A 26,859-nucleotide genomic window follows, 5' to 3' on the forward strand; every position below is an offset into this window, starting at 1 on the left:
GGCATGTTCAGGTTCTTGTCAATCGAATGAAGAAAATTGACATCAGTCGTTACTTGCAGTTTGAGTTAATTATTAGTACAGATTAATTCCGGCTGAGAATGATGTAGTTTGGTGGACTAATGGTAAAGATAAAAAGGACCTTTAACGATATTCCTGCTGGTAAGGTTACTGATATTGACCTAGACAATTACTTGGTCACTCTTGGTTTGTCGAAAGGGTACACATGGGATGATTTGCTGTGCTCTAAGCGAGTTCTGATAGTTTCCGAGGCTGGTGCTGGTAAAACATATGAATGCCGTATGCAGGCGAAGCGGCTATGGGATAAAGGTGAACCTGCTTTTTTCATTGAATTGGCTTCCTTGGCAACTAATGACCCTCGAAGTCTGTTAGGTGCAGATGAGGAGGCTAGGTTGGACTCTTGGCTTTTCACAAAGTCTGCTAATGAGGTTGCGACATTTTTTCTTGACTCAATTGATGAACTTAAATTGACGAGGGGGACATTTGAAAGTGCACTCAACCGACTAAAAAAGCTTATCGGAGGCCAACTTCACAGGGCAAGAATCATTATCACGACTCGCCCGACGCCCTTCGACGAAAAGTTGGTTCGAACAATCCTTCCTGTACCTATGACGCCCTCATCGGACACCAATGAAGAGGTGTTTGCTAAGGTCGCAATGCTTGATCATCGGTTTAATAATGGTAGGACGAACAATGAATCACCTGATTGGCGGCGAGTAACTCTTATGTCGTTGTCAGATAAGCTCATTGTGGAATTTTGTCGAAACCAAGGTGTGAGCAATCCTGAACTTCTTTTTGATGATTTATTTGGCCGTGATGCACTAGAGTTTGCACGCAGGCCACAGGACCTTATTGAACTTTGCGTTGACTGGCAAGAGCATAAATGCATCCGGACGCATCGCGAACAATTAGCCACGAATGTGCGTGTGAAATTGCTTCCTAGAGAAGAAAGACATGAGCCTGCGGAAATATCTGCAGACAAGGCATTTGAGGGCTCTAGCCGACTAGCGTTTGCTATTCAGATGACACGTCGTCTAACCATTCGACACAGCGCAGCGGCCGATACTGTGAACGAGGATCCGGCTTTAGATCCTGGTATCATCCTATCAGATTGGCAGCCAAGCGAGCGAAAAGCACTGTTGGAACGTCCCTTATTTGGTTTCGCGTCATATGGCAGAGTGCGTTTCCATCATCGGTCAGTAGCAGAGTACCTAGCTGCAAATCACCTTGTGACTCTCCGAAATAATGGGATGTCATTAGGTGCGTTGAAACGAATAATTTTTGTTGAAAACAGCGGCAAGCTCATCGTTCGTCCATCCAAGCGGGCCGTTGCTGGGTGGTTAGCCTTGAAGGAAACCAGAATTTTTGAAATCTTACGAGACAATGACCCATCAGTTCTTTTAAATGAGGGAGATCCTGAATCCTTAACGCCATCGCAGCGAAAACAAGCTCTTCGTGCATTTGCGGAACGACATGGCGTTGGTGGGTGGAGAGGTCTTCAAGTACCTAGTATTCAAGTACATCGATTTGCCTCGAAAGACTTGGCAGAAGAAATCAAAAGGATTTGGTCTTGCGGAATAGAAAATCCAGATGTGCGTCAAATATTAGTCAGCATTATCGAGGCAGGTAAAATAGAAGATTGTTCCAGCATTGTATACGATATTGCCTTAGATAATGCTGCGCGAACGGAAGAACGCAACCAAGCTATTAATGCGTTAGCATCACTTGGTGATGAGAGGTTAAAAAGTATTTCTGCCAGTATGACGGAAGCAGATAGTGATTGGCCGGAAAGCATAATCCGCTTTGCAGTGCTAATCCTCTTTCCTGATTTTATGTCGGTTGCTCAACTTTGTAAAATAATTCAAAATGTTAAAACAAATCAGAACTCCCCTTCAGACCTTAGCTTTCAACTACCAACCCTGATTTCTGATTTAACTCTCGAGTACTCAGTCCTTCATGACCTTCGGGATAATCTTCTTCTCCATGTATCAAAAGGCCTTAAATGGGATGAGCGGTTGCAACTAACGAGTGACCACCCTGAATTTAACCGCTCATTGGCAGCAACATGCGTACTCGGCGTCGACAAATATCTAACAGACGAATGGTTGCACGCTAGTGTGATTGCTTTGCGTTTGGAGGACCCCTCCAATGATAGTGATGAGTCTATCAAGTCGCTTAGCGAACGGTTGCTCAATCTCGATGCAGAGACCAATGAACGACTGTTTTGGATTGTTCACTCATTGTATCAGTCGCTCAATGAAACAAATGACCCTTGGGAAATGTTGCAACAAATTTCCATTACTAATTTTCCGGTTCAGCTAAGTCATGAACGTGATCTGGTTTGGGTTAGCAAAGCGCTAGGAGATAGGACTCGGAATGCAAAACAACGGGCAATGTTATTGGAGGCTGCCCTACGCCTGCCTCTGGATCGTGAAAAATGGAGTGAACATGTTGAGGGATTGAGGCCGCTCATTATGGATGAAATATCCTTCGTTCAGAAAATCGATGAATGGCTTAAACCATCACCGGGTTACCTAAAGCAGCTTGAATGGCAACAGAAGGATGCTGAACTAAGGAATCAAGCTGAACTTCAGAAACTCCACTCCAAGAATAGGTTAATTGATCTATGGAGAAAGGTTGCTAATCAACCTGAGGATGCATTTTACACTAAAGAATACAGTAACACTGCAAAGCACTTGTGGCGAGCCATGAGAAATCAGGACGGAGACAGTACAAGGTCTGGCTGGAATCGTGGTTTTATTGAATCTCATTTCAGTAAAGAAATCGCTGAAAAGTATCGTCAGGTGCTCATGAGGCTTTGGAGAGAAGAATGGCCAACATTTCCGAGAGAAAGGAAAAATGACAGCGGCATAATTCTGAAATCATGGCAAATCGGCCTCACAGGGATCTTCGCGGAAGCAGAGGATCCCGATTGGTCTACAAAACTAAGTGATTTAGAAGCAGAGTTAGCAACGCGATACGTTCCGCTTGCATCTGGTATCCCTCTCTGGCTCGAACAACTTGGGGATACGCACCCACACATAGTTGATAGAACAATTGGTAATGAATTGTCATTTGCATTGACTCGTCCATCCAGTGAAGACCAGCATTGGAACTTACTTCAAAGTTTGAGTTATTCGAAATCACGTGTTGTGAAATTATTCCTTCCCCGGCTTGAGGATTGGCTTGAAGTTAGTGGCAGGCAGACTTCTTATGCCAAAAAACATATTTCGCACGTAATGACCGAAAGAATTCGTCAGGCTACCGATATTATTGTGCAGCATGGCAATGCTCAGCAAATTCACAGGCTTCAAAAACAAGCGCTGCAAAGATTGGAACAACCATTGCCGATTTCGCTAAGCGTGATTTGGTTATCTACTTTAATGCGGATTGACCCGACCGATGGCGTAAATAAACTCGCGGACCTGATAGAGGAGATTGTGCCATCAAAGCTGTCAGACGCTGTTAAATTTTTTAGTGCTCTATTCGGGAATCGGCGAGATGTAATTAATTTGAGTGATAAACGCTTTACACCGAAATTACTTCTACGACTCCTCCGAATGGCTTATGGCCACGTTCTAATTCAAGATGATGCGCACGACGAAGAGTCCAGTTCAATTGATACTAGATACGAAGCGGAACGGGCCCGTGATAACATTGTGTTGGCATTGTTCAACCTGAAGGGTGAGGAGGGCCTTTTAGCAAAACTTGAGATGGCAAAAGAACCAAAATGCGCTCATTTCAAGGACCGCATTTTGGCTGTCGCAGAAAATAGTTGGGCTCAAGAGATTGATGCTTTGGCACTTGAAGAATCTCAAGTTGTAAGTCTTGAGCTTGAAGGTGATGCTCCGGCCACAACAAATGAAGCCATGTTTTCGATTATGAAGGATAGGTTATCGGACCTTGAAGAGCTGCTTCTCTCTGATGAGTCACAACGAGAACTTTGGGCTGGTATCTCTGAGGAGAAGATCATGCGCCGAGCGATTGCACGTGAGCTTACAACTACCGCTAAATCGGTTTATAAAGTAGACCAAGAGGGAGTGACTGCTGATGAGAAGGAAACTGACATACGTTTGAGCTCAGTGAGTTCAAACCATGAGGCTGTGATTGAACTAAAACTGGCCGATAACCGAAGCGCGAGAGATTTACGAGATACCATAGAAAATCAGCTTGTTAAGAAATATATGGCAGCTGAATTCAGAAAAGCAGGGGCTTTACTAGTGACTCTATCAAAAGAACGTCAATGGGAACATCCAGATGATGGACATAAGATCAATGTCGATGAGTTAGTTTCTCTGCTTACAGCTGAGGCAGACAGAGTGCAACAAGCTTACGGAGGTGGAACTTATTTATACGTACACCTTTTAGACTTGCGCCCTAGATTAACCACAGAAGCAAAGGCGAATCGATAAGCGAAATATCGAATGGGTATTATTGTGCTGCACCTCCAAATAAATACAAATAGGAAATAATGATGGGTTTTTTAAAATTTTTACTGTTTGCTGCCGCATTTATCGGGGTAATTAAACTCATTATCTGGGTGGATGAAAAGGCACCCAAAAGAGTCCGCCATAACATTACCCCGACACCAAGTCTTGTTACTCCTGTGGTGGCATTCATGAATGATGAGGATGATCCTGTTACTTCAGTGCTTGCATTTATGAATGATGAGGATGATCCTCTTACTATGGGTACAATGATTAATCCGGCGACTGGCCTCCTAATGGTTGGCAATGTAGATGTTGCTGGAAACATATTTGGCACAGATAGTACGCATGACCACTTCGATCACTTGGACCACTTCGACCACTTAAATGGTTTTGGAACGATCGACCACAACCATTAATAAATAGCTGTGGGAGAGCAATCCGGGGCACATGAAATTTCAGTGGTTGGCGAGGTATAAAACACCAAGGATTCAGACTTTATCCCTCTCCATGATTGCCCTAGAAAAAATCTACCAACAACTGGAGATGATTCCCCGCCAAATGCGGGGATTTTGGTATGAAAATTAACTTATATCCCTAAACCTTCGTGAGGGTTAAGGTTGTTTTTTACTCGTTCTTCTACAATTCGAGCAAGACATTGCTCATCTAGGTTTACACCATTCTTCATCAAATTAGTGAATACTGCAGGTGCGCGGCCTTTCCCTGTCCACTCATGCCGATTACCTGTGCCGTCTATGTATAGATACTTAGGTTTGCGTGGCGGTTTAGCCGCTGAACTATCATCAATTAAATCTGGGTCTGTAAGATCTGCATCCGTTAGACCTTTCTCTTCCATCAGTTCTCGTAGAGCCGCAACATTCCGTTTTTTCGCTTCGTGCTGGGCCTTTATGGCATTCTCATGTTCAACCTTCTCTTGCTTAAGTTTTACTAACTTATCAATCATTTGTTGAATATCATCAGAATTATGGTCGCGTAGATACTTTCTCATGCGTCTTTCGCGGCCCATGACATCTTTGAACTCGGTTGCAAAATCCGGTACAGGTTCTGCTTTTATATTTCCAGTCATAAGTGCCCCATTGATTTCTATGTTTTAAAATACTGATTACTATACATTACGTAGTATATCCGAAGCATGGGGAACTAATCATTGAAAATTTAAAAACCGCAATTTTGAGAATTGTTATTTACCTCTGACCTTAGCGTAATTCGAACCACTCTCTTTATGTGATTGTTGTGATGCGCATGGGGCGGGCGCGGCCATGTCAATTGGTTGTAAATGAATAAATGTGGGTACAGTGTAGTTCGCTGTCCTTCCATCAGCCAACTCAATGGAAGCACTTTGGAATCGTCCAAACACCTTAGCAATCTGTGCTAAGGAATCAACCATTCCAGCCTCTTTTGCTAATGCGAAAAACTGTTGCCGGTCTCTCTGCCAGCACACTGTTGTGTTATCGACTTTGTTCATCCAACAACTTATCTAGGTCGGCTAGATCAAGCTTGCTTAGTCGAGCAATTACACTTGCTCTCTTTTGGGCTTCGAACTCTAGAGCAATTTTCTCTTCGATTAGGTCTGCACACCATGATACGACTTGTTCTTCAGTTACTCTTTCAAGAATTCTGTTAATGATTACGGGTTGGGTGAGACCAGTTGCGGTTCTGAAATCATTAACGTTGTTCTTGGAGCATTCTGTAAACTGGAAGCTGGTGGACTTAGGTTTATTATCTGACATATAAAACGCTCACTTTTGAATGTGTGGTAAGAATACCTTTTAAAATAGTGGTGTTTCAAGTCGTTGTTGTATAACAAGGAGACTTGGCAACAAAGGTAAACAAATAAGTGCTTAAATCTTCTGGTGATTGGTATTGCGCGTTTTAAAACGCTATATATAGTATTCGTGAGACCACAGAGGAGGGTAAGCAGTGAGTTTAGAGATGCGAGGCAAGTTCTGCACTAAAGACCTAGCCATAAGATTAGCCGAAAAAAATAACCACTTATCAATTGAGCAATGTGAACACGCGATTAAAGTAGTTTTGAAAGGGATCGCGAATGGTATCGAGTTAGGTCATCGCACAGAGCTTCGAGGTTTCGGCACATTCACAGCATGTGTTTATGAGCCAGATACAAAACGAAATCCGAAAACAGGGGATTGTGTTGTCACTGGTTATCGCGGGAAAGCACACTTTAAGCCGGGGAAAACGTTGAAGGAAAGATTAAAACTGGATGCAGTGTAATTTCAAGAAAAATGGGTGATTGAATCACCCATTTTTTCCATTGTCTCTGTTATTGAAACCAAGATACTCGATAACCTTGTCCCTCTTTTTCCGCTCTAACGCGATATGCCGACATTACCTTTTGGAGGTAAGTCAACTTGAAATCTTTAGTCTTGGAATGGTAGTGGCCAACTGCATTCCATACTGACTGGCCCGGCTCCAGCTCGTTTAAGCGTTGACTCAATACTCGACCAGCAATTTCAAGATTTAGTTCAACATCACAAGCTAGCTGTTTCCATGTGACATCAGGGTACTCTTTTTTGAACCACCTCTCCTCGAACTGTATTGTATTAACCTGTCCAGGACCAAGATCGTGAGACCCATTGGATTCGTTTCTAATGACAGCGCATTTGTTACCGCGTTCTACATCGAGAATGGCCATCAACAAAGTAGAGTCGAAATCGAACTTATTGGCTGCTTTTTCTACGCTTCGCTCTATCACTATTGGAGCGACCGGCGTGCCTTGGGATATTGCTTCTAATGGAATATCTACAATCATTGTTTACGACCAGATAGCACATGATGGACAGCACGTTGGATGAAAAGCGGAGTGATACCCATGAAAAGCCATGCAACCATGTTGTCTTGAATTATATTTTCAAGTCCAGTGCTCATATAGGTCTTGGCTCCGATTGCGTAAAAGAACCAACCTATGCCTCCAATTGGAAGCAAAAGTGGAAGGATGTCGAATCCAAATGCTCTATTTCGATACATAGACATGTAGAGTAAGCCGACATGGAAGATAGTGAGACTACAGAACATATACCCCCACTGACCGCCTGCAAGGCCCGCCAGCGCATACATACCACACATTGCAAATGTGGTGTAAAGATCGCGCTTCCTCATGAATTTACTTTTATCAATTTTTTTTAATTTTTCCATAATTTCATAACGCATAACTTTGAACTTGCAAGAACTATAGCAAGAGCATACGATCTACACAATTGTTTACTAGCGCTCGGAGTGCCATCTATGACGGCGGATAACTTAAATCAAACAAAGTCTACGCTAGGGAGAGGGGAGCCTAACATTTCAGCTCCTCAAGAGAGTAACGACAACATCATAAATCAATTGAATGCTATGCCAGACCATTCAAAATTTGACCGACTTGTGGGAAGAATTGGTGATTATAAATTAGCTCTTGTTGCCAGCTCCATTGTTGTTGCAGTATTTGTACTTCAAAGCGAAGAAGTTCATGACATATGGCGTTGGATCAAACTCCATACCCAAGAGGCCATGGCAACAGGACCCACATTAACCTCTGACCCAATAGGTGTGTTTAGCAGTTCATTTGTGCGTTATACAAAAGAGAAGGGAGAGTTGAATCCAGATTTTCTGCTTCCACTAAACTTCCTCTCAATCACACGCTTTAAATTAGATGCTATTCGCTTTATGGCTGAATTCACCATGGTTGAGAAGGCTGGTACGTGGGCTGACTGTAAGTTAACTGTTGAAGGCGCCCTGGATGGTGCCGATGGCGGTATTACACCTGATAGTTATATTGCATACCTAAACTGCCCTAACCGAGAAAATGTACTTCTTGAGGGGTACGAATTACTTGCGTACCCACCAGAGGTTAATGAGATGCTTGCACCGGCAAACTACTTCCTTTTCAACAGTAATGGATCTGACAATGACAAATAATTTTGACCATGAGCAGATATTCAATTTAGATCAATTTGAGATTCATTGTGATTGTGGGTGTGACGTACAGCAAATAGATGGCGATTGTGCAAAAATTGATATCGGCCATTCAGTTCGCGGTGTGGGGTGGAATATTTTGGTATGGGATTGCCCTGAATGTGGCAGGGTTTACTCTTTATGTTTGGGGGTGGTGTCCAACCCTATCGATGACATAATTGCAATTGATAACACACAGGAATCTCAGTTGAGTCGTGCTGTTCTTCTAGAAATGAACGGCATTAAAATTTTGGGGATAGAGGAGTTTGGAGTTAAACATCAGAATCCAGTTGCAGGTTTTGCTTTGCGACAATATGACTATATGGCTGAATATTATATCGGACCAATGAAAGATACAAAGAGGCTATATCAGGAGACGCGTTCGGTTGCTTCGGATTTAATTAATCGCATACAAATAGAGTTTCCTAAGCAAAACCTTACCGATGGCTTTCCCATAGCGCCCAACTCAAAGCCATAAATTCATAATAATTCTTAATAACGATATAAAGAAGGCCGCATTGCGGCCTTCGACCGCTTTCTAATAAACCATACATCTTAGAGTGATACTTGCCGCCCGTTAACTACTGCAGCTCCATTTGCAATTGAGATGTCTGATTTTAGCTTAGTTTTATCTTCAGTGATTGTTGCAAATCCCGTAGAGATAATTGATTCAGCAGCATCCGAACCTAGCAAGTTATTGAACTCATTAGCTGGAATAGCTAATTGCAATTCACCATTTAGGACTTTTAAAAGGCCCATTGGGTTATTGACCATATCCGGCATGCTATCTCCTGGCAAATTGATTCTTATTGAACCGTCAATATCTCCGCTACCGGAAAGGGCATTAAACTTACACTTTAACGTCATCCCAGACTGCAGAAAGCGAGCATACATTGCAGGTAGGTGGTTTTGTGCAAGGGTTGAAATTCTCTGGTCAATCACCAACTTCTCAAGGTTTTCACTAAACTGTTCTATTGCTGCTTGTTGCACTTCTTCAGTGCTTGATTGTAGTTCGAACATTTCCCAATCGATAGTCGCCGTTTCAAGTGATGCTGCGTATGTATCAAATGTGAAGCGGTATTCACCATTCTGCAGGGTTGTTCCCATTACCACAGATAGGTTCTCAGTTACCAGTTCCAGTGCACCATATGAGTCGAATTGTGATAGCTTTCTTGCTTCAAAATTTCTTGTGCCAGTACAGAATGTGCTGCATTCAGCAATTGAACCATTCCAAGAATACGCTGCATTCTCAATGGAGAGTTTTGAAGAGGTATTTTGACTGCTTGTAGTGATTAACTTGGTGGTCGCAAACAATGCTGCATCTTTACCACCTTCAAGAACTACAGCGGTAAATCGGATAGGAGCGATTTCAATATTCGTCCCATACTTGATGTGGTCAGTCATACCCAAGAGAGTCTGTGTTTCTGTATTGTGTTGACTAACAAGTTGGACTGGTAGCATGAATCTCTTAGATGACTCCTCATCAATTTCCATGTACTCACCGAGTTTTGCGGAGGCACGTGGCCCCAAAAACACGGTGTGTGATACTTCAATAGGGTATGTCAGTAGGTTTGCTTTGTGCTCAACCTCAAGTGCCAATTCTTCACCACTGGTTAACCTATCTTTGAAGATTCCAAGATTTTCATCATTAATCAATATGTTCGTTGTTGCTTTCGCGTCGAAAACACCAAAGGTTAGGCCATTGCTGGTGGCGGCAATACCAGGAAGCTTATTTAACTCCGCGATTGCAGCTTCATACTTAGAACTCAAAAAATGTTGATACCCAAGCACGCCGACCGCTAAAACGAGTGGCACGGACGTCGATGCGACTAGAATCATTTTTGTCTTAATTTTCACGGTCTTTCCATTTGAAGTTAAAAAACACATCAATAATACTACATATTCAACATGTAGCGTTATAGAATAGTGGTTGATCTCCGCTCGGTATTGATTGGAGTTGTTTATAACCTAACATTAACCATTGAATGCGAAAGGTATCCTATGAGTAATATAAGCGTACAGAACGAAGGAGTTGATACTCCTGCATCTGAAATCAAACAGAAACACAGTTGGAATACTTGGAGCCGGACGCGAGGACGTTTCATGCTCGGCACCCTTGTTGCGGTTGCGGCATTTGGATTTTATATGCAGCAACCCTCCACGCTTTTAGCACAAGACACACGGGGGGTGGCTAGCTTCGTTCGTTGCTCAGGTAGTTTAAATGCTGGCACAGTAAATGAGCAGGCTTGCAGAAACTATTATGAGCAATATCTGAAAGATAGAATTGAGGAAACTGATAACTTGCCGAAAATAGTGCCACTCGAGATCATCGGCGGTACATATCAAGCCGCACAAAAGGCTCTAGTTGCAAATGGCTTTGCCCCCCTAGAAAGCCTAGATGCTCTAACCAATAATAAGATCCAGATTCTTGCATCTGGCAAAGCTGTTCATCCATCCCCTAACAATTAGGTAATGGCATGGAGGGTTACATTGAGTTTAACGCTGTACTCATTGGTTTTGTGACCATAGCAATTAGTTTTTTGTTGAAAAGGTTTCTAACCGATAAGGGGAGGGTGCCAAAATGCCCGAAATGCCAATCCACAATGGTTACTCGAATCGCCGGAAGGGGGAGGTTTGAAGGTAAACCCTTTTGGGGGTGTAGTAAGCATCACGAGACAGGTTGCCCTGGCTTCAGGAAGAAGTAAAGTTGGAAAATAAAGCCGCGGTTTACGCGGCTTTGTTGTAGTAGAGGTTAATACAAACCAGAGCCGGCATTATCTTTCCAGCGCTCATTCTCGTCAAAATATTCTTGAACAGTTTGTATATTGGAATGACCAGTCATCTCCATTACTTTATTGATGGGCCTGCCTGCTCGTAGGGAGCTGTCGACGAAACCTCTGCGCCCGCTATGACCTCCATATCTACCTTTCAGTCCAGCATTTCTACAGCGATCCTGAATGATGTTGCAAATTGAGTGCCCTGATAAGGGGGCGTCTAACATCTTGCGTGATCTGTTGGTGCGCCGAAATAGAAATCCATCTTGAATACCTGCTGCAGCGATGTACTCCTGGAGAAACCTAACAGGGCAGAGCTCATTCCCTGCAACGATCGACTTTGTAATTCCGTTGATTTTCCTTTTTGCTTTTTCCAGCTTGATTTCAACACCTTTGCCTTGAACGAACTTGATATGCTTTGTTTTCATCGCAGAAAGCTCAGAACGACGATATGCACCAGCATAGAGCAGCATAATTATTGCTCTATCTCTTAGATCTATCAGGTCTTTGAGGTTGAACTTCTCAAAGATCAACCTTAACTCTTCTGCACCAATGCCCTTCACCTTGTTCTTCTCTGTGCCATTCTCTGATGCGATACCTTGGAGTAGCTCCTTGAAAATATTGAGCTCTGCGTGGTTGAATGATCTGCCACGTTGACGGAGCGCGAACTTAACCCCATTAAATCGACGGTAAATAGTAGAGTAGGCAAGTGGAGCACCATTCTCTAGCGTACCAATATTATTGGCTTTGTCCTTCCAAACCCAGCGACTTAAATGACCGACTGCCTGTTGACCAAGAAAATTGCAAATATTACCTGCAGTAGCGTAGCCCGGGTCTATCTCAGGAGTTTGGAGGAGGCACCACTCGGTAAAAATGCGGGCATCAGACTGATACGCGTTCTGAGTGTTTAAAGAATGATTGTTTTTAATGAATCGCGTGGCAATTGGGTCTAGATCATGCAAAATCTCATGGCGCATAACCTCAGGTCTGCTGGGCACCGGTGCTTTGCCAATGCTCTCCATGATTTCATAATTGGACATCCTAATGGCACTCCCTAATATTTTCACGCTGTACAACAAAGTACTTCATTTCTCTTGTCATATCTTCTATTTGCTCACAATCATATGGTAATTAAAATCTAACCTGATGGTTCTTGTAAACTAAATGATGGGCCCGACAAATGGGGTTGTCGGCTCCAATTGTGCATTTCTCAACATACCAATTTATTTGTAATCAATTGAATAATTAACTGATTATAAAATTTCTCATCAACAAGTTTCTGTTCAGCATAAATCTGATTGCAGGCATCTTATCTAGGAAATTTTTAGCCGCGGCCCCATTCCTACCAAGCCGACTGCCATTCGCGAATAATCCATCTGCAGTACGCACTACTACCCCTGCATTTAAGGCTGCGGTCAGCGTTTCATAACTGGATGCTATTCCTCGATCGTAAATAACAGGCGATGATGCCTTGCCATCAGTTTTACCGTCTTTGTGTTTGAGCACATTCATTAGGCAGTGATGTCCTATTACACTATCCCCGTTTTTTATCATGTGGCCGTAATGCATCCGTATCCTTGTTGCCATGAAATTGTAAACGGGTCTTCCACCTTGCGATTCTGGGAAAAACCGACCAGAAGCATTTTCATATTTTTGCCTTAGTTGATTCGTAAATATTACCGTGGACGATTTCCCCTTCAATGCTAACCTGAGAGCAGACAATCCCTTAACAAGCGCCTTAGAGTGAGCCAATTCTGTTTCGCAAGTTATCCCTATAGGCTGTTGTGCATGTTGCTTTGGAAGTAACGCTGCAATTGAGTCGATTGCCAGGACATCAATGGTATCAGATGAGATGAGTGAGATAGCTATCTCGAATGCCTGCTCAGCTGTTCTAGGTTGAGAATACACCAACTTTTTAACGTCAATGCCAACAGCTCTTGCATACTCTCTGTTGAGTGCAAACTCGGGGTCTAGGTACGCTACATTACCTCCATTTTGCTGACAAGCCGCTAGACAGTTGAGTGCTAGCGTTGTCTTCCCTACCCCAGTTTCACCTGAAATTTCGACCATGCGCCCATAGGTAAAGCCCTGAGTGCCAAGAGCCAGATCTAGTGATAGAGAGCCAGTTGAATGCGACTTGATGTGCTTGGGGTTAAATCGTGGACTGGATACAAATTGCATAGGTAGTTATACAAAATTTAGGTTGTTCTTACCATTACACCGATTTTAAATCGCGCAAGGGGGGATTTGACTATTTTAGAATGATGGACCATCTTCAATGCTTGCTTAATTAACTATCTTGCATGCACTAGCAAGCTTGTGCTGGTACTCCGGTCAGTCGCGCGGATCCCCCATTACGGCCGCAAATCGTTGAGTTAGCTATCTGACGCAACATCTACGGAATCTAGCGGAATACGTCCAGGGTTAGGGCTAATACGTCAAGTCTCGCCTTAACCGTGTATACGATCAAATTCAGGAGCTTTTACGTCCAAATTTGGGCTCCTGCGGCTGCATTCTTATTTGACTTGGGGAAATACTATGGAAGGTGTGATGCGGATTCTAATTGGGTTATGTTGCTGTTTGACTCTTGGCACAGCCAATGCGTTAGACGTTAAGGTCGGAGAGTGCATCGACCAAGTTCATCAACAGAACCTCGATATCGTCGAGACTCGGTGGTTTAACCCTGCGGTCGGCCGGATAACACCAGTCTTTAGCAAGCTCATTCGACCAAATCTATCGGGCCACAGCTATGCCGCGTACGATATGCGTCCTGATCCTACTGGCATCAACCTGATGCAGGTGAGATCGGCAGTGCCTGGTGTCCAGTTCTGGATCCAGCGAAACGGAATCCTGTTCGCAGTTGAGCCAACCAGGGTGGTCCCTCTCGGGCAATGTCAATTCGATCAAATATGGGCGCAACAGTTCCCGGCGCCGTTCATGCCAACTCCGCAGACGGTAATCCAAGTTTCTTTTTATCCGATTTCCGGTCAGGCGCCGCAAATAATCAATAACCAGCTTGCTGGAAATGCAATTCCCACGAACGCGTTCAGTGAAGGTACCTATGCGGGCGTCCCTCCAATGTTTGACGAGCAGAAGGCTCGAGCCTGCTACACTCGCGCCGGCGGGGATGAGTCAGCTTTCTATTCGTGCGTAGCAGGTAGCGCATTTGGGCCACGTGAGAAGGCCGCGATGGAGTGCGCCCAAAATGCCAAAGACAGGATCGAGTTGGGCATGTGCATCCTTAATGACCAGTTGGGAAGCGGTAGCAAAAAGATTGCTCAGGATGCTGCTAACTGCTACGCACAGTACGGTCAACAGTGGAATGCCTATCCTCAGTGTCTTGCCATGAAGAATGCACCGCCAGAAGCTGCTCGGTTAATCAACTGTGCGCGCACTCAAACTATGTCAGGACAGACACCAAACTACTGGACAATGGGATTGTGTGCCCTTCCCAAGTCCTTATTCAACCCTAATCCTGAGCTCACCATCGCACTAGAGTGCGCTGCTACGACGGGTGGCGAGCCTGAACTCTTCGTGGCCTGTGCGGGCGGTGGACTACTGGCACGTGAACTAGATAAATGCTTCTCCGGTGGCATAGGAACAACCAACGGCTGCTTTGGCCCCAATAACTCGATCACGCTAGCCTACAATCAAATAGAGAGCCAACTTAGCAATGTCCTCGGAGCAAACAGCGTTGCGTTCCTCGCCTGGCAGGCTGCACGGCTCTCGATGGACCCATACAAGATGGCTGAAGCAACGCGCAACGTGAATCGAGAAATCAACAAGGCGATCTCGAACACGGACAACGCAATTGCGACTGCTGGTAGACAAGCGGCAGATGCAGTGGCCAAGGCTACTCCTGATGTGACTATCAGGAAGTCGAGCAATGGCCTTCCCAGCGTCACTATACGTAAGCCCAAATGGTTGTGAGGAGTTAGGCATGAAGTCGAGTATTTGGTACCCATTTTCATAGGTTTATTGCCGACAACGCCGTTGACCTACCGAAGCTCCCGGTTAATGAACTAATTAGATACACAGACTCGGCACATTATTAATGCAGGTGAGCGGTGTGCACCAGGGCTGCAAGGGGGGATCGGCTCAGAAGCGCACCAAAGCAGCTAATCCTCTGTGTGTTAGTAAGGCTTGTCAAAACCACAGTGGTCATTCTTTTCCTAGCCTTCGGTGCGAATTAAAGCTCGCTGGTCATGATCAACTTTGTGTGGCTGAAATGATTGACTCGAAGTACTGAGAAATCCTTTACTGTGGGAGAGGAATAAGACTCATATTGAGCATTAAAGTATCATACTAGAATGGTAGAGCTCACATAGGTACGCTGCCATTTCTAAATCCCTTATGCCCCATTCCGTGTTTCAGTTCGTTAGCTCAATCGAAAATTCCCACTCTTGCTGCCATACAAATTCTTATCTATTTGCCTATGTTTGGCCTTACCAGAAATCGACTTACAATGTATGGGTATACAGTCATATTTAAATTTAGGTTTTTTTGTGTGATTTTAAGACAAGAACAGTGCGCACTAACTCCAGCCGCAATAAATAAAATTCCATAAAATCTATTAATATAGTGACTGACTTTTAGTTAATAGGTTTGGAAAACGCGCATGCGCACTAATAAGACGTTATGTAGCAGTAATAGGAACATCATTTTGAATACAATGGTAGCAAATAAGATTAAAGGCGGGTATAGCTGGACTTTAGTTAGTCGTTTTGCTGATATGCTCGAAAAGTCGAGTGGAATTTATGGACCTAGAGATACTAGTTATACAGTATTAAGAATCGAATTCGAGAAAAATGGACCACTAATTTGGTATCCATTTTCATCAAATTATATCGCCATTCAGCTAAGTTTGAACGCGAGTAATGATTTTATAAATGGATGCTACGAATTGGCGCATGAGTCTGTGCATCTTCTATCTCCTCTTGGTGAGCGTGGTGCTAGTGTTTTAGAAGAGGGGTTGGCGACTAAATTTGCAGTGGACTATGTTAAGTCAGAGTTTGGGGTTGACCAAAAAGTTAATCTTCCAAGCTACCATAACGCATATAATTTGGTTTGCAAACTAATCGCGTTAGATGAATCTGCTATCAAGAAATTACGAGAACACGAGTTTGTGATTTCTAAGTTCACATCCGAATTATTGATGGAGCACTACCCTGACATAGGGCAAGAAGTAGCAAACGAGTTATGTTCTAAATTCAAACGAAATGCTACATAACAAACAATTTAAAAGGGATTCTCAACGCTTGGCATTTTTGCTTCTACTTCAATTTTAGTGTTTATGGCACAATGCTTTAAGTTGGGTGGTAGCGTTGCTCACCCCTTAATTAGACGTTAAGCCTACTAGGCAGGATCATCAGGAGTATTTAAGTGTTTTTAATGAAGCCCACTCTAAAAAGTTGGTATGAAAGTTATCTTTCCCCAACGTTTGAACTGATGAGGAGTTATATTGACGGTATTGAAGAACAAGCAGAACTGAGTATTCAGAAATTTGAAGAAGGTAAAGAAACTCACGTCTTAGAAGAGCACCCAGAAGAAGGGCATGTACGTGCTGTAACTGTATTTCAGGGGTTAGATGACGAAACATGGGATATTCATGGGATCTTTCGAGATTATTTCCCCAATTTGCAACGAAAATCTGCTCTGTTGACTCTTACTGGTATGTTTGAGCATGAATTAGATCAATTATGTGATAGCTATGCTAAAGAAAACGACTCAACGGTTAAGTTGAATGATATTACAGGTAAAGGTTTAGAAAGATCGACCAAATATCTAGAGAAAGTCTGTGGGTTTAATGTGTACAAAACGAGCATTGAATGGCAAAACATCAAGGATATACAAGTCTTAAGAAATGCTATTGTGCATCAGAATGGCAAGACTCACGATGAAAATGGTAGAAAGATTATCCCCATACAGAGTCATATAGAAAAGGTTGAGTATCTTCATGATGATGGGAAGGAAGTAGTTATCGGCAAGGGCTACCTAGCCTATGTTCTTCAAAGTTATGGCGAATACATAAACTTACTCGACAAATCAATAAAGCAGTCATACGAAAAGAAGGCCTAACAAACGCTTCAACCAAGGACGAAAACAGCAGGCTTGCGCTCCTTCGTCGCTAATTTTAGCCTGCTATTTTGCGCCGATTAAGCGAGCGTTATGTGATCTGGAGGAGTAATGACTAGAGTCGAACAAATAATCCGTTCAACTGACGTGAAAGTTCGTAGAGATATAGCTCTAGAGTCGACTTGGTTATATGGTGATTATGAGCATATGGTTGAGGAGGCACTGTCTTTTCATTGCCCTACATGTAAGGTTAGTGACCTTTTAAAACTACAAATATCGCAGTTATATCACCAAGGGTATGTTGTTATTGAAAACATTGCAGTCGCAGTTCCCGTTACTTCGGTGTTGTCGGTTTTGGAGCGCATCAGTGATATCGGTAACGGTCGGGGTAAATTGAGAAATATATCCGACCAAGTGGGCTTTAAGATCCTGCATACTCATTTTGGACATTCTTCATTTATTGTTGAAAACTGGGCTAATCACGCGAAGTGCACCAAGTTACAAGATCAAGACTTGGACATCGAAACAATGTACCAGTCGTTAATTGAATCAGTCTCGAACAACTACAAAACTGGTGAGTGGATTGTATACAGCAAGCATAATGGTTCGATTACAATTTGGTGTTTGTGGCTACATGAAGCTGGTGATGAGGCTTTGGTTCGTGAACTTAAAGCTCGCACATAACAAACGCTTCAAGAGGGACTTCCAACGCGTGGCGTTTTCAGTCCCATGGAGCTGTGGTGGTTATGGTTGCTGTGTTTTAGTTTGGTGGTATTGTGTTGCCAGCCCCTTAGGCGGGCGTTAGGCATACTCTAAGTGATCTAGTCTCATTATCATATTGGGCCAATGCAGGTCTAGTTAAGGGGCATATTAAGTTTGCATGGTTTGGCTTCGTAAGTATTAGAGCGATCATCCTAAGCCATTTCTCCCTCTAAATGAGTTAGCCTCGTGACTTTCGGCTAACTCTAGCCCACAAAGATTGACCTAATTTTAGTAATGCTACAAAGTGACTAGTTCATAAGTGGCGATTCATTCGTTTGAGTACAAATTATCATTTTCATCCAAAGTAATATGACCGATACTGTCCCTTACGATATTAATAGCGACGGACACTGCTTTCTCTAAACTGACGTCAAACCACTCTTTTGCAACAAGTTCCTTTCCTGTTTTTTTGTTTCGTAGCTTTATTTCCTTACGGAATTCGTGAAGTCGGGTGTGGATCATTGACTCTAACCCCTGAACATTGATGTTATAACAAGGCAGGATTCTTAGTATTCTCACTGGCGCATAAAGGTAAGTGCTTTCTGAATCAGCATTGCGCGTTCGAAGTGGTGTATGGTTTGTTGTAACGCCTACCTTAATTAGATTTTTAAACTTTGTTACTTCAGGAGCATTTGAATGCGAGGCTAAAAAGTAAATCTCGCCCGTCTTATTGCCATACCTTTCTGCTAATGGCTTGCTCAAGTCACCCAAACTATGAGAGATATCTAATCTAATTCGTCTAGTACCAGGTGAGCGATACATTCCCTGAGAGAAAGACTGATAAAGCATGTCTGCATACATTCCATTATCAAAAATGATCTTTAATCGTGGGTTTGGCTTACCTTCTGAGTCGTATTCCATTTTCAATTCACGCTCGACAAAACACGTGATGCCTCCCCAAATGAAGACGTCTCCGACGTTGAATTTAGACGTTCCTTTAAAAGGAATTATGGAGTCCGGACTATTGTCTATTTTGTCCTTTATCTGATTAAATATTGGTATATAAGGAGTGAAGTTTGAGCATGGGGTGCGCTGACCAACACGGTCTTGTGTGTTCTTGGGCTTCGCTTGTTTTAAGACCTCTGTGTCAAAGAGACCTTTGAGATTGTCACCTCCTAGCATACCTAGAAGACTATCAGCGAGAGCATCGTCGTTTGATATATCGATGAGTGGTGTTATCGGCCCATTTAATTCTTCTGCTTTATGATCACTTATCTTTAGAAATAACAGCCCGTGTATATCTGCCTCCCTTAGGTCATTCCGGCCAGAGAGCTTCCTAATACCGTTCAATTTTCTGGCAAGTACCTTTTCTTCGAGAGGTCCATCTAGTTTGGGCTCTCTATTGTGTTTAGAGAAAAAAACATTTACATCATTTAGTGTTTGGACTGCTGGATCTGAGCTTCCATTTGATTTTGGTGTTTTTGCAACGACATCTTTAAACAGATCATCTTTTTCTTGTTCCCAAAACTCATCAAGGCTTAATGAGCGTCTCGTTAAATGACGACCAACTCGTTTTGACATAAAAATATCCCTTTCTTATATCTCGGTTTGAGATACTTCCTGATTTCTCTTCGCTTGTGCCCACTGAAATAGCTTTTGTAAAGCAATGGCTAGCCTGTGCTCTATATCATCTGCACTACCAACTTCGGGATTTTTGCCATGCTCAGCCTGAAATTCCTTAATCCGTGGGGCAAGTGCTTTTGCCTCTTCAATGCTCATGTCTGATTGCATTGCCCGCACTTGGGCTTGAATTACACTAAGTAACTGAGCATTTATTCCGCGAGAAATGACTTCATAGGCCTGCTGGAAAGGGTTTATGCTATGAATTAGATTTATGTTCAAATCGTCTACAGCGATAAACTTGTCCCCCATCAGTAAGAACTTTTTGTTAGGATCTGCCTCCGCACCGCTTGATGGGCCGTTATACGGTTCAGTCGGATCTTCAATATGAGGTTTTGCGTCTTCAGGTATTTTATCGCCATTGACTACTTTTGCGCCGCCGGCAGAAACGGTCATTGCGGTTAAAAATACTTCCGATAGTCTCTCTATTTCCTCTTCTTCAAGGTCCGGATATGACTCTCTCAGGAGTTTGGGGATATGGTAATCACGCCAGACTTCTGGCTCATATTCGCCTGTGAGTACCGAATGCAACTTCTTACTATCATTTGTTAACTTGGCGATAATCGTATCACTGTTTTCAATTGCTTTTTTCGCCGACTCACTGGGTGGGTTAGGCCAATCGTCTATACTGATCTCGTAATCTCCATCCTCATCACCAATGACTTCTCCCCGTATTTTAAAGTTGACTTTAGGGGCTAATACTTGCTCCATTAAAAGGGATACAGTGATTGCTTTAAGCATATTGTTAACCGCATACGCAGCTTCTTCTGATGTCGCGTCAGGCTCAGCAATTAGATTGGTAAATTGCGCATGTGTTTTCCCTTTGCAGTCACGTGTTGCACGTCCAATTATCTGAATAACTTCAGTTAAACTACTGCGAAAGCCAATGGTCAGTGCATGTTCACAATATTCCCAGTCAAAGCCCTCTTTCGCCATGCCAAGAGCGATAATAATGTCTAAGTCATCCGCACTCGTTATATTTTTCAGATAGGTTTGTACCTGAACTCGATTGGGTCCGTCGTCAACTAGGTCAGCAACTTTTAAAACACGCTCACTGCCATCAGGTAATTTGGCAGGGACAAGATAAATGCCGTTCTCATCGGTGGAGATTTCTTCCAGATGGCCCCCACCTATAATGTCGAGAATAGCGGATCGTTCGTTGTATTTGTCGCCGGTACTTTCTCGTGAATTGACATTGGGGATATGAATAATTGTCTTCTTAGTGACATCAAGTACCTCACCTAGACCGCTCAAATACCCATCGCGATAAAAGTGATATCCGATACAAAGTGATTTCAGGTATTGATAGCTTTGGATCTGCTCATAATATGAGTAGGTAACGTGTTTAAACCTCGCTTCATCTGAAGAATTCAGTATATTTAACTGGTCCCCCCTGAAATAAGACCCAGTCATAGCGATGACATGGGCATTACTGTTTGCCATTATTTCACTGAGTACATTCCCTAGTTCATTGTCAGTGGATTCACTCACGTGATGAAACTCGTCAATTGCAATAACAGTATCATTCAGTAAAGATACGTCGATATCCTTGAGCGTAAGCCTGAACGTGGCGTGAGTGCACAGTAAAACCTTTTCATTCGGTGATGACAGAAACTCACGGAAGACATTAGCCTTACTAATATTGCCGTCATTACAAAGATTGTATTTATCAGGCATGTGCCAATCGGCAAAAAAACCATGGGATGTAAGGTCAGTTGACTTAAATGAACTGCCAATTGACATCTCTGGCACTGCGACAATTGCTTTCTTTATTCCTTGATTAATGAGTTTATCCAATGCAACGAACATCAGCGCACGTGACTTCCCAGAAGCTGGGGGAGCCTTAACGAGTATGTATGGTTCATTTCTTTGCTCGAAAACTCGCGCCTGCATGGGCCGCATACCTAATTCATTACTCTTATTTGTTGATGTCGTGTCGAATTGGACATTTACTAAATTAGGCATCATTACCCTCCTTGGTATTTATGAGTTGCTCATAACGTTTGAATAAGAACGCAACACGCTCTGCGGCGTCCTCAAATGGCTTGGCGCGATATAGTTGCTCCACAGCAAGGTCTAGCTTTCTGTGTGCCTGAAGCAATGATTCTGGCATCTTGTTCGGGTCATATAATTGGGCCAATGTCTTATCAGGGTAATCTGCTCGAGTAAGCAGAATTTCTTCACCAATAGCGCTGATTTTTGCTTTTTGCACCTCTGATACCTCAGGCCATGGGAAAGTGTTATAAACCAATGTGGCTGAATATCGGTAACGACTCTCAAGTCGACCCGCAACCGTTCGCATCCAATCGTTATGCATCTCGCTGGTCAGAATTGAAAATTCATAGAGTGTTGCTCTGTTGATGACGAAGTTTGCGTTTGTTGAAACGGTCTCTTCAGAAAAATATGCCATTGGAATGTAACTGCGACGTTCAGATGAGACGCTCGGTATAATTATAGTGTTGCTTGCAAGTGGTGTTTTCTGAGCAAACCTATGAGGTACGGTAGCATATTGATTTGTTGTTTTGGCTTTGGATGCCAGCCTAAAACTTTTTACTCTCTGAATTCTGGCTGCAATATCTTCGATTTCTAAAGCCGCTTCGACTTCCTTATCTTCAATCCAAATAGCAAAGCGAGGACTTGATGACAGTAATTCTTGGGCTCCGTAAAGCGGACGGATAAATTTTTCTGCTCTATGATCTGCATCTATCATTTTCTGTCTTTCTGAAGGGGAAAGAATCAAGTTCCCGCCGTCCCTTGGCATACTTCCCATTACCATTTTTGTGCCAAAAAATGGTACGTTGCGAGGTGACACAAAAGTTGACTTGCTCTCAATCAGATATGGAGATATGTGCTGAGCGTATGTGATTTTCTCATCTGTAAAAATCTTCTTTCTTTCTTTTGAGTTACCAAAACCGACAATGACACATATCACGGCTGCCTTGTCATGGGCGCTATTACTCCATTTAAAGGACTGATGAGCAAATAAAATTTCATTATTTTTCAAGATACGAGACCATATATAACCAACTTGCTCGCCCTGACAAACTGAATTTGTAGCGACAAAGCTGCAAGTCACATTGCCACTATTGCCGATATACTGAGCCCCTTTGATAAACCAACCAGATACATAGTCACAATCCTTATAGTCCTTATGATTTTCAAAAACTAAAGCGAGATCTTCTTTCTGATTTGGTGTTTGAACTCTAGCGCCAAGGAAAGGAGGGTTGCCACAAACATATACTTCCAAATCACCTTGTTCATCTTGTTTTGGGCACTCCTTATCCCAGTCGAGCCATAGCGCATTCCCATGAATGACATGGCCTGAATCTTTTAACGGCAACATTGGCTCTGAATAGCCAAACTCTGCTTCAAACATCTTGTTCATCTGATTTTCAGCAAGCCATAGGGAAAGCAACGCTATCTCATGAGCAAAATCATCAATCTCTATGCCATAAAACTGAGTTAGTCTTATGCCACTCATGAATATAACTGATTGTTCACCTAGGTCATCCAAAGCCTTAATTACCTTCATTTCAAACTTTCGCAATTCCTTGTAGGCAATGATCAGAAAGTTTCCAGAGCCACAAGCACTATCAAAAATCCGTATGCGCTGAATTCGCATGAGCAGTGCTTGGAGTTTCCTGGAGCTAGTCTTTGCTTTATCCAACGCTTCTTCTAGCCCATCGAGAAATAAAGGCTGGATAACCTTCATGATATTTGGGACGCTAGTGTAATGCTGTCCTAACTTGCCCCTTTGCTCAGGCTCGATTACGGACTGAAACATGCTCCCAAAAATATCAGGGTTAATTTGGTCCCATTCGAGAGAGCCGGCCTCAATGATCATGCGCCTGGCTTTGCCAGTGAATTTGGGTACCCACTCATCACTCGCGAATAAGCCACCATTAACATATGGGAAAGAGGCAAAATGCGAAGGTAGAACACGTCGCTCTTCAGAATCATTCGGAAGATTTAAGACGTGAAACAACATTTCAAAGAAGCTATCTAAATCACTTCCGTTTTTTTCGGTTGTATTTTGGACCGCTTTGATAAGCTGATTGTCGGAAAAAATACCGGTGTCTTCAGCGTAAAAGCAGAAGAGTAAACGGGTAAGAAATACGTTAAAGGCATGAACCCTGTCTGGAGAGTTAATTTCATTATGACGCCGAATGACATCACATAGTTGTCCAAGTTTGTATGCTGCTTTGATGTCCGCTGGATGTTCATCCGTCAATTCATACTTTTCAATGCCAGCCAGAGGCAAGAAAAAAGCATAATTCTTGTGCAGGTCGACGAATTCAACATCTAGTAAAGCTTTTGCTTTCGTATCGTAAGCAACAACATCTAGGAAGTCCGTAACGAGTATAAAGCGTAATTTCTCTTTAGAGGTGCTGGATAAGCTTTTTAAAAAATCGCATTCAGCATGTAAATCAGTGCTTCTAGGTACCTGCTTAAAGTGGATTCTGTTTTTAAGGCGGTATTCACCATCGGTGGATGAAACATCCGAACCAATATTTTTTTTTAGCTTTGTTACGGTTGCACGAGGTGTGTTGAATGCGAGCATGAAATCAAAGAAGAAGTTTTCCTCATCTTGCTCTTTAATTAATTTTTCTAATTGAATGAACGCGTTGGACTGGTCAAAAGCCATTTGAAACTCCCTGATAGAACCCATACCGCATCCGCAGCTTAGCTCTCTAAAAAACACTCTGAGTATAAATATATCACATACATTAATTTGAAAGACTGTTTAATCTTTAAAATTCAGTTTCTTATCTAAAAACATAATACTGTAAATATCCGATAAGTATGGAACCTGATTAGCCCTCATTTGAGCCGCTCTCTCGGTCAGGATTGCATTATTTCAAATTCCACTGATGTCCGATTGAGAGTGAGTCACTAAATACAAATTAGTTATTACTAATGCTGACAAATTCATCTGGCCTCGTGAAGCCTTGTGAGTAGTTTGTGAGAGTGCACCTCAAGAGTTCTTTTAAGTGGCTGTTTAGTAAACCACGTTTCCTCATTAATTTGGTTATTTAACCATAGTCCACCGAAGAGCCGACAATGTGAACTTAAGTTTGAACGCGGATGATAGCAGTATAAAGCCACGCCCGGTCGACAATTCGTCCTTTGTTGAAAGCTAAAATGCGCCGAGGAAACTGTGAGCCCTGAACTGTTAATTTGCACTCAAAACTGATCCACCCTTTGCATCGAAAAGTGACCCTACCTAGGATACCTTAACAAACTGATATTTTGTCATTGATGGTGAGATTTGTGGGTCTGTCACACATGCAAAATGCGGGTTGAATTGGATCAAATTTAGATGCAATTTAACAATGCTAGCGGTTCAGTTGATTATGGAAACATAGATTCTTTCATAGTTTTAAACGATGGATTTGAGCTTGAAGGCGATGTCGGTTGCATAAAAGTATTTTGCGGGAAGCTTCGTTTTGATATTACACATAACAAGCGCTATCAAAAACGCGCACGTTGGGCGCTCGACTCGCCACGAGGTGCTCGCGTTAGGAGGGCGTTAAGCCATAAGCCGCGGCACTATAGCCAGGCCCGAAACGATCTGTCACCTTTCTAATGATTTACCTACCTGTCTGTCCAGCTTTGAAATACAGCTGAAACTTGGCCTCGAAGCCGCGTTCTGCTGCCATTTCTCTGCACATTACATCAAGCCTAAGCTCACCCCTGCCTGGAGCTCGAGTAGTATTCATTTGAGCGTACTGGGTGCAGCTCGTGACTGGGGTTGAGTTGGTATGGGGAAAATTCGACGGTTACGGTTTCCAAACCGTACAAGTTCAACACTAATTTTAGAATGTAAGATTATGACAACATACATCTATTGTTAGTGATTGGCATTCCACTTAACCAATGCAAAACTATCAAATTATGCGTTATATATAGCCACCAGCATTTCTAGCAAAACAGTGTTTTACCCCGCATCAAATCAAAGTGCACTATCGAGCTACTATCTTAATCCTGTATAGTCTTACGCATTCAATATATTTTGTTGATTAATTATATAGGAATTTATTGTTATGGCTGTACAGGCGTCTAGACGACAGAAGCGACAGGCGAAAAAAGTAAAAGAGGCTTCTCGTAAGCGCGCAATAACCGAGTCGAATATTGGCCGTGTCCAATTTGGCCGTTCTATATCATCAATAGAATGGGGGGTGTTGGTTCATCAATCTAACGTTCCCCTATCCTATCTACATCATGATGATGTAGATAGGACAAAGGAAGAAATGGCAAAGCTGACTCAAGAAGGAATTCTTTCAAGTGTAAAAAGGCGTAAGGATGGAAGCTTCATAATTATTGAATGCCCCCAAAGCTTCGATACCGCCCAAGAGGCGTACGAAGATGGACTCGTAGAACCGTTAGACATCATTTTAAATGGCGGGTTACCGGCGCATACTAAACACCTTGGATTTGTAGTTTGTAATGGAAACGGAATGTTCATCTCACCTGACGGTGTGGGCCTAACAGAGGTACCAAAACATGCGTTAATGTTTTCTGGCCAGTTTGATGCTCATGAGTGCGCGAACAGATTCGAACGCGGTTTTGTGTCCATGGTTTTTGACACCGGCAATGATGTGGTTCTGGCTGTAGTTATGCCAGGGGTTTCAACTTAGGGTGTTTCCATCCTTACGGCAGATCTAATCAAGGGGTGGCATTTCACCCCATCAATGTCCTACATCCTCTAACTTGAAAGGCTAGCTTTCTTGAGTGCTGCAATTGGATAAGCCAGCATTTGTTGATAAAGAACACCATCAACACTCCTGCAATGCTCCACTATAGTAGAAGCTTCCATATTTAAGGCCTTTGTTTCCAATTCATATAATTCCAATTGGTTCTCCATTACTCGGAGGACTGTTCTTATATCTGCTTGCCTATTGGTAAGATGCTCAATTGCAATGGTAATTCGACATGCAAAATCATAATTGACAGCATGAGAGCGATTAATTTGTAGCTGTTGCTGAAATAAATTCAGTACCGGATGCTCATACCATAACATTACAACCTCGTGTTCCGTGAAAGGGCGACATCCACCAAACCAAACTCCATTGATCAGGCGACGAACGTCTTCAAACTCCATCTCTCCATTCTTGATCAAACACATGTAGTCGCCGTCGACTTCTGGTAGATATTGCTTCGGCTCTACCCATCGGCCAAATCTCTTGCTCACTTCAATTGTCCTCTATTCA

At 42.9% G+C, this 26,859-nt stretch carries 21 protein-coding genes; 11 read left to right on the forward strand and 10 right to left on the reverse strand.

Going from position 1 to position 26,859, the window contains the following annotated elements:
- Positions 1-119 precede the first annotated feature (119 nt).
- Positions 120-4,430 carry a hypothetical protein gene (locus N5E87_RS22190; protein ID WP_279776001.1) on the forward strand — a complete coding sequence of 1,437 codons (4,311 nt, stop codon included), beginning with the start codon at positions 120-122 and terminating at the stop codon, positions 4,428-4,430.
- A gap of 59 nt (positions 4,431-4,489) precedes the next feature.
- Positions 4,490-4,864 carry a hypothetical protein gene (locus N5E87_RS22195; protein ID WP_279776002.1) on the forward strand — a complete coding sequence of 125 codons (375 nt, stop codon included), beginning with the start codon at positions 4,490-4,492 and terminating at the stop codon, positions 4,862-4,864.
- Positions 4,865-5,034: 170 nt separating this feature from the next.
- On the opposite strand, the gene N5E87_RS22200 is transcribed toward N5E87_RS22195, so the two are convergent.
- The gene (locus N5E87_RS22200; protein WP_279776003.1) at positions 5,035-5,532 is read right to left on the reverse strand and encodes an H-NS family nucleoid-associated regulatory protein; all 498 of its coding nucleotides are present in this window, start codon (positions 5,530-5,532) and stop codon (positions 5,035-5,037) included.
- Positions 5,533-6,386: 854 nt separating this feature from the next.
- On the opposite strand from N5E87_RS22200, the gene N5E87_RS22205 reads away from it, so the two are divergent.
- The gene (locus tag N5E87_RS22205) at positions 6,387-6,698 is read left to right on the forward strand and encodes an integration host factor subunit beta (RefSeq protein ID WP_279776004.1); all 312 of its coding nucleotides are present in this window, start codon (positions 6,387-6,389) and stop codon (positions 6,696-6,698) included.
- A 49-nt stretch (positions 6,699-6,747) separates the two neighbouring features.
- Here N5E87_RS22205 and N5E87_RS22210 read toward each other — a convergent pair whose 3' ends face one another.
- Both N5E87_RS22210 and N5E87_RS22215 read right to left on the reverse strand, forming a co-directional pair.
- Complete coding sequence (locus N5E87_RS22210; protein WP_279776005.1) at positions 6,748-7,236, reverse strand: lytic transglycosylase domain-containing protein; 489 nt, start codon at positions 7,234-7,236, stop codon at positions 6,748-6,750.
- Positions 7,233-7,634, reverse strand: coding sequence for a hypothetical protein (locus N5E87_RS22215; protein WP_279776007.1), 402 nt, complete (start codon positions 7,632-7,634; stop codon positions 7,233-7,235). The genes N5E87_RS22210 and N5E87_RS22215 overlap by 4 nt, the downstream gene beginning before the upstream one ends.
- 75 nt (positions 7,635-7,709) lie before the next feature.
- On the opposite strand from N5E87_RS22215, the gene N5E87_RS22220 reads away from it, so the two are divergent.
- Positions 7,710-8,381: a hypothetical protein gene (locus N5E87_RS22220; protein ID WP_279776008.1), complete on the forward strand. Its 672-nt coding sequence runs from the start codon at positions 7,710-7,712 to the stop codon at positions 8,379-8,381.
- A complete protein-coding gene (locus N5E87_RS22225; protein ID WP_279776009.1) occupies positions 8,371-8,895 on the forward strand; it encodes a hypothetical protein in 525 nt (174 codons plus the stop codon). Before N5E87_RS22220 ends, N5E87_RS22225 begins: the two co-directional genes overlap by 11 nt.
- Before the next feature lie 77 nt (positions 8,896-8,972).
- Here N5E87_RS22225 and N5E87_RS22230 read toward each other — a convergent pair whose 3' ends face one another.
- The gene (locus N5E87_RS22230; protein ID WP_279776011.1) at positions 8,973-10,274 is read right to left on the reverse strand and encodes a DUF945 family protein; all 1,302 of its coding nucleotides are present in this window, start codon (positions 10,272-10,274) and stop codon (positions 8,973-8,975) included.
- Positions 10,275-10,418: 144 nt separating this feature from the next.
- On the opposite strand from N5E87_RS22230, the gene N5E87_RS22235 reads away from it, so the two are divergent.
- Positions 10,419-10,886, forward strand: a complete 468-nt coding sequence (locus N5E87_RS22235; protein WP_279776012.1) for a hypothetical protein — start codon at positions 10,419-10,421, stop codon at positions 10,884-10,886.
- Between the two features lie 283 nt (positions 10,887-11,169).
- Here N5E87_RS22235 and N5E87_RS22240 read toward each other — a convergent pair whose 3' ends face one another.
- Together N5E87_RS22240 and N5E87_RS22245 are read right to left on the reverse strand one after the other, a co-directional pair.
- On the reverse strand, positions 11,170-12,231 hold the full coding sequence (locus N5E87_RS22240) for a tyrosine-type recombinase/integrase (protein ID WP_279776013.1): 1,062 nt from the start codon (positions 12,229-12,231) through the stop codon (positions 11,170-11,172).
- Between the two features lie 205 nt (positions 12,232-12,436).
- A complete protein-coding gene (locus N5E87_RS22245; protein ID WP_279776014.1) occupies positions 12,437-13,372 on the reverse strand; it encodes an ATPase domain-containing protein in 936 nt (311 codons plus the stop codon).
- Positions 13,373-13,729: 357 nt separating this feature from the next.
- Here N5E87_RS22245 and N5E87_RS22250 point away from each other — a divergent pair, with 357 nt between their 5' ends.
- The 4 genes from N5E87_RS22250 to N5E87_RS22265 all read left to right on the forward strand — a co-directional run bounded on the left by N5E87_RS22250 (position 13,730) and on the right by N5E87_RS22265 (position 17,950).
- Complete coding sequence (locus N5E87_RS22250; RefSeq protein ID WP_279776015.1) at positions 13,730-15,121, forward strand: hypothetical protein; 1,392 nt, start codon at positions 13,730-13,732, stop codon at positions 15,119-15,121.
- Between the two features lie 733 nt (positions 15,122-15,854).
- The gene (locus N5E87_RS22255) at positions 15,855-16,421 is read left to right on the forward strand and encodes a hypothetical protein (RefSeq protein WP_279776016.1); all 567 of its coding nucleotides are present in this window, start codon (positions 15,855-15,857) and stop codon (positions 16,419-16,421) included.
- Between the two features lie 152 nt (positions 16,422-16,573).
- Positions 16,574-17,269, forward strand: a complete 696-nt coding sequence (locus N5E87_RS22260; RefSeq protein ID WP_279776018.1) for a hypothetical protein — start codon at positions 16,574-16,576, stop codon at positions 17,267-17,269.
- A 108-nt stretch (positions 17,270-17,377) separates the two neighbouring features.
- Positions 17,378-17,950, forward strand: a complete 573-nt coding sequence (locus N5E87_RS22265; RefSeq protein ID WP_279776020.1) for a hypothetical protein — start codon at positions 17,378-17,380, stop codon at positions 17,948-17,950.
- A gap of 345 nt (positions 17,951-18,295) precedes the next feature.
- On the opposite strand, the gene N5E87_RS22270 is transcribed toward N5E87_RS22265, so the two are convergent.
- Genes N5E87_RS22270 through N5E87_RS22280 form a run of 3 tightly spaced genes read right to left on the reverse strand, consistent with a single transcriptional unit; the run spans position 18,296 to position 24,293 of the window.
- Positions 18,296-19,549 carry a GIY-YIG nuclease family protein gene (locus N5E87_RS22270; protein WP_279776022.1) on the reverse strand — a complete coding sequence of 418 codons (1,254 nt, stop codon included), beginning with the start codon at positions 19,547-19,549 and terminating at the stop codon, positions 18,296-18,298.
- Between the two features lie 15 nt (positions 19,550-19,564).
- Positions 19,565-21,616: a DEAD/DEAH box helicase gene (locus N5E87_RS22275; RefSeq protein WP_279776024.1), complete on the reverse strand. Its 2,052-nt coding sequence runs from the start codon at positions 21,614-21,616 to the stop codon at positions 19,565-19,567.
- Positions 21,606-24,293: a DNA methyltransferase gene (locus N5E87_RS22280; protein ID WP_279776025.1), complete on the reverse strand. Its 2,688-nt coding sequence runs from the start codon at positions 24,291-24,293 to the stop codon at positions 21,606-21,608. The genes N5E87_RS22275 and N5E87_RS22280 overlap by 11 nt, the downstream gene beginning before the upstream one ends.
- Before the next feature lie 1,399 nt (positions 24,294-25,692).
- Here N5E87_RS22280 and N5E87_RS22285 point away from each other — a divergent pair.
- On the forward strand, positions 25,693-26,286 hold the full coding sequence (locus N5E87_RS22285; protein WP_279776026.1) for a hypothetical protein: 594 nt from the start codon (positions 25,693-25,695) through the stop codon (positions 26,284-26,286).
- Between the two features lie 68 nt (positions 26,287-26,354).
- Here N5E87_RS22285 and N5E87_RS22290 read toward each other — a convergent pair whose 3' ends face one another.
- Positions 26,355-26,840: a hypothetical protein gene (locus N5E87_RS22290; protein ID WP_279776027.1), complete on the reverse strand. Its 486-nt coding sequence runs from the start codon at positions 26,838-26,840 to the stop codon at positions 26,355-26,357.
- Positions 26,841-26,859: the final 19 nt, after the last annotated feature.

This window comes from Shewanella sp. GD03713, from assembly GCF_029843705.1.
In the GTDB taxonomy this organism is placed as follows: Bacteria; Pseudomonadota; Gammaproteobacteria; order Enterobacterales; family Shewanellaceae; genus Shewanella.

What these genes read in the sequence shown, in the direction of transcription:
- N5E87_RS22190 (WP_279776001.1), top strand. Translation starts at nt 120, where the DNA reads ATGGTAAAGATAAAAAGGACCTTTAACGATATTCCTGCTGGTAAGGTT.
- N5E87_RS22195 (WP_279776002.1), top strand. Translation starts at nt 4,490, where the DNA reads ATGATGGGTTTTTTAAAATTTTTACTGTTTGCTGCCGCATTTATCGGG.
- N5E87_RS22200 (WP_279776003.1), bottom strand. Translation starts at nt 5,532, where the DNA reads ATGACTGGAAATATAAAAGCAGAACCTGTACCGGATTTTGCAACCGAG.
- N5E87_RS22210 (WP_279776005.1), bottom strand. Translation starts at nt 7,236, where the DNA reads ATGATTGTAGATATTCCATTAGAAGCAATATCCCAAGGCACGCCGGTC.
- N5E87_RS22215 (WP_279776007.1), bottom strand. Translation starts at nt 7,634, where the DNA reads ATGCGTTATGAAATTATGGAAAAATTAAAAAAAATTGATAAAAGTAAA.
- N5E87_RS22220 (WP_279776008.1), top strand. Translation starts at nt 7,710, where the DNA reads ATGACGGCGGATAACTTAAATCAAACAAAGTCTACGCTAGGGAGAGGG.
- N5E87_RS22225 (WP_279776009.1), top strand. Translation starts at nt 8,371, where the DNA reads ATGACAAATAATTTTGACCATGAGCAGATATTCAATTTAGATCAATTT.
- N5E87_RS22235 (WP_279776012.1), top strand. Translation starts at nt 10,419, where the DNA reads ATGAGTAATATAAGCGTACAGAACGAAGGAGTTGATACTCCTGCATCT.
- N5E87_RS22240 (WP_279776013.1), bottom strand. Translation starts at nt 12,231, where the DNA reads ATGTCCAATTATGAAATCATGGAGAGCATTGGCAAAGCACCGGTGCCC.
- N5E87_RS22245 (WP_279776014.1), bottom strand. Translation starts at nt 13,372, where the DNA reads ATGCAATTTGTATCCAGTCCACGATTTAACCCCAAGCACATCAAGTCG.
- N5E87_RS22250 (WP_279776015.1), top strand. Translation starts at nt 13,730, where the DNA reads ATGGAAGGTGTGATGCGGATTCTAATTGGGTTATGTTGCTGTTTGACT.
- N5E87_RS22265 (WP_279776020.1), top strand. Translation starts at nt 17,378, where the DNA reads ATGACTAGAGTCGAACAAATAATCCGTTCAACTGACGTGAAAGTTCGT.
- N5E87_RS22270 (WP_279776022.1), bottom strand. Translation starts at nt 19,549, where the DNA reads ATGTCAAAACGAGTTGGTCGTCATTTAACGAGACGCTCATTAAGCCTT.
- N5E87_RS22275 (WP_279776024.1), bottom strand. Translation starts at nt 21,616, where the DNA reads ATGATGCCTAATTTAGTAAATGTCCAATTCGACACGACATCAACAAAT.
- N5E87_RS22280 (WP_279776025.1), bottom strand. Translation starts at nt 24,293, where the DNA reads ATGGCTTTTGACCAGTCCAACGCGTTCATTCAATTAGAAAAATTAATT.
- N5E87_RS22285 (WP_279776026.1), top strand. Translation starts at nt 25,693, where the DNA reads ATGGCTGTACAGGCGTCTAGACGACAGAAGCGACAGGCGAAAAAAGTA.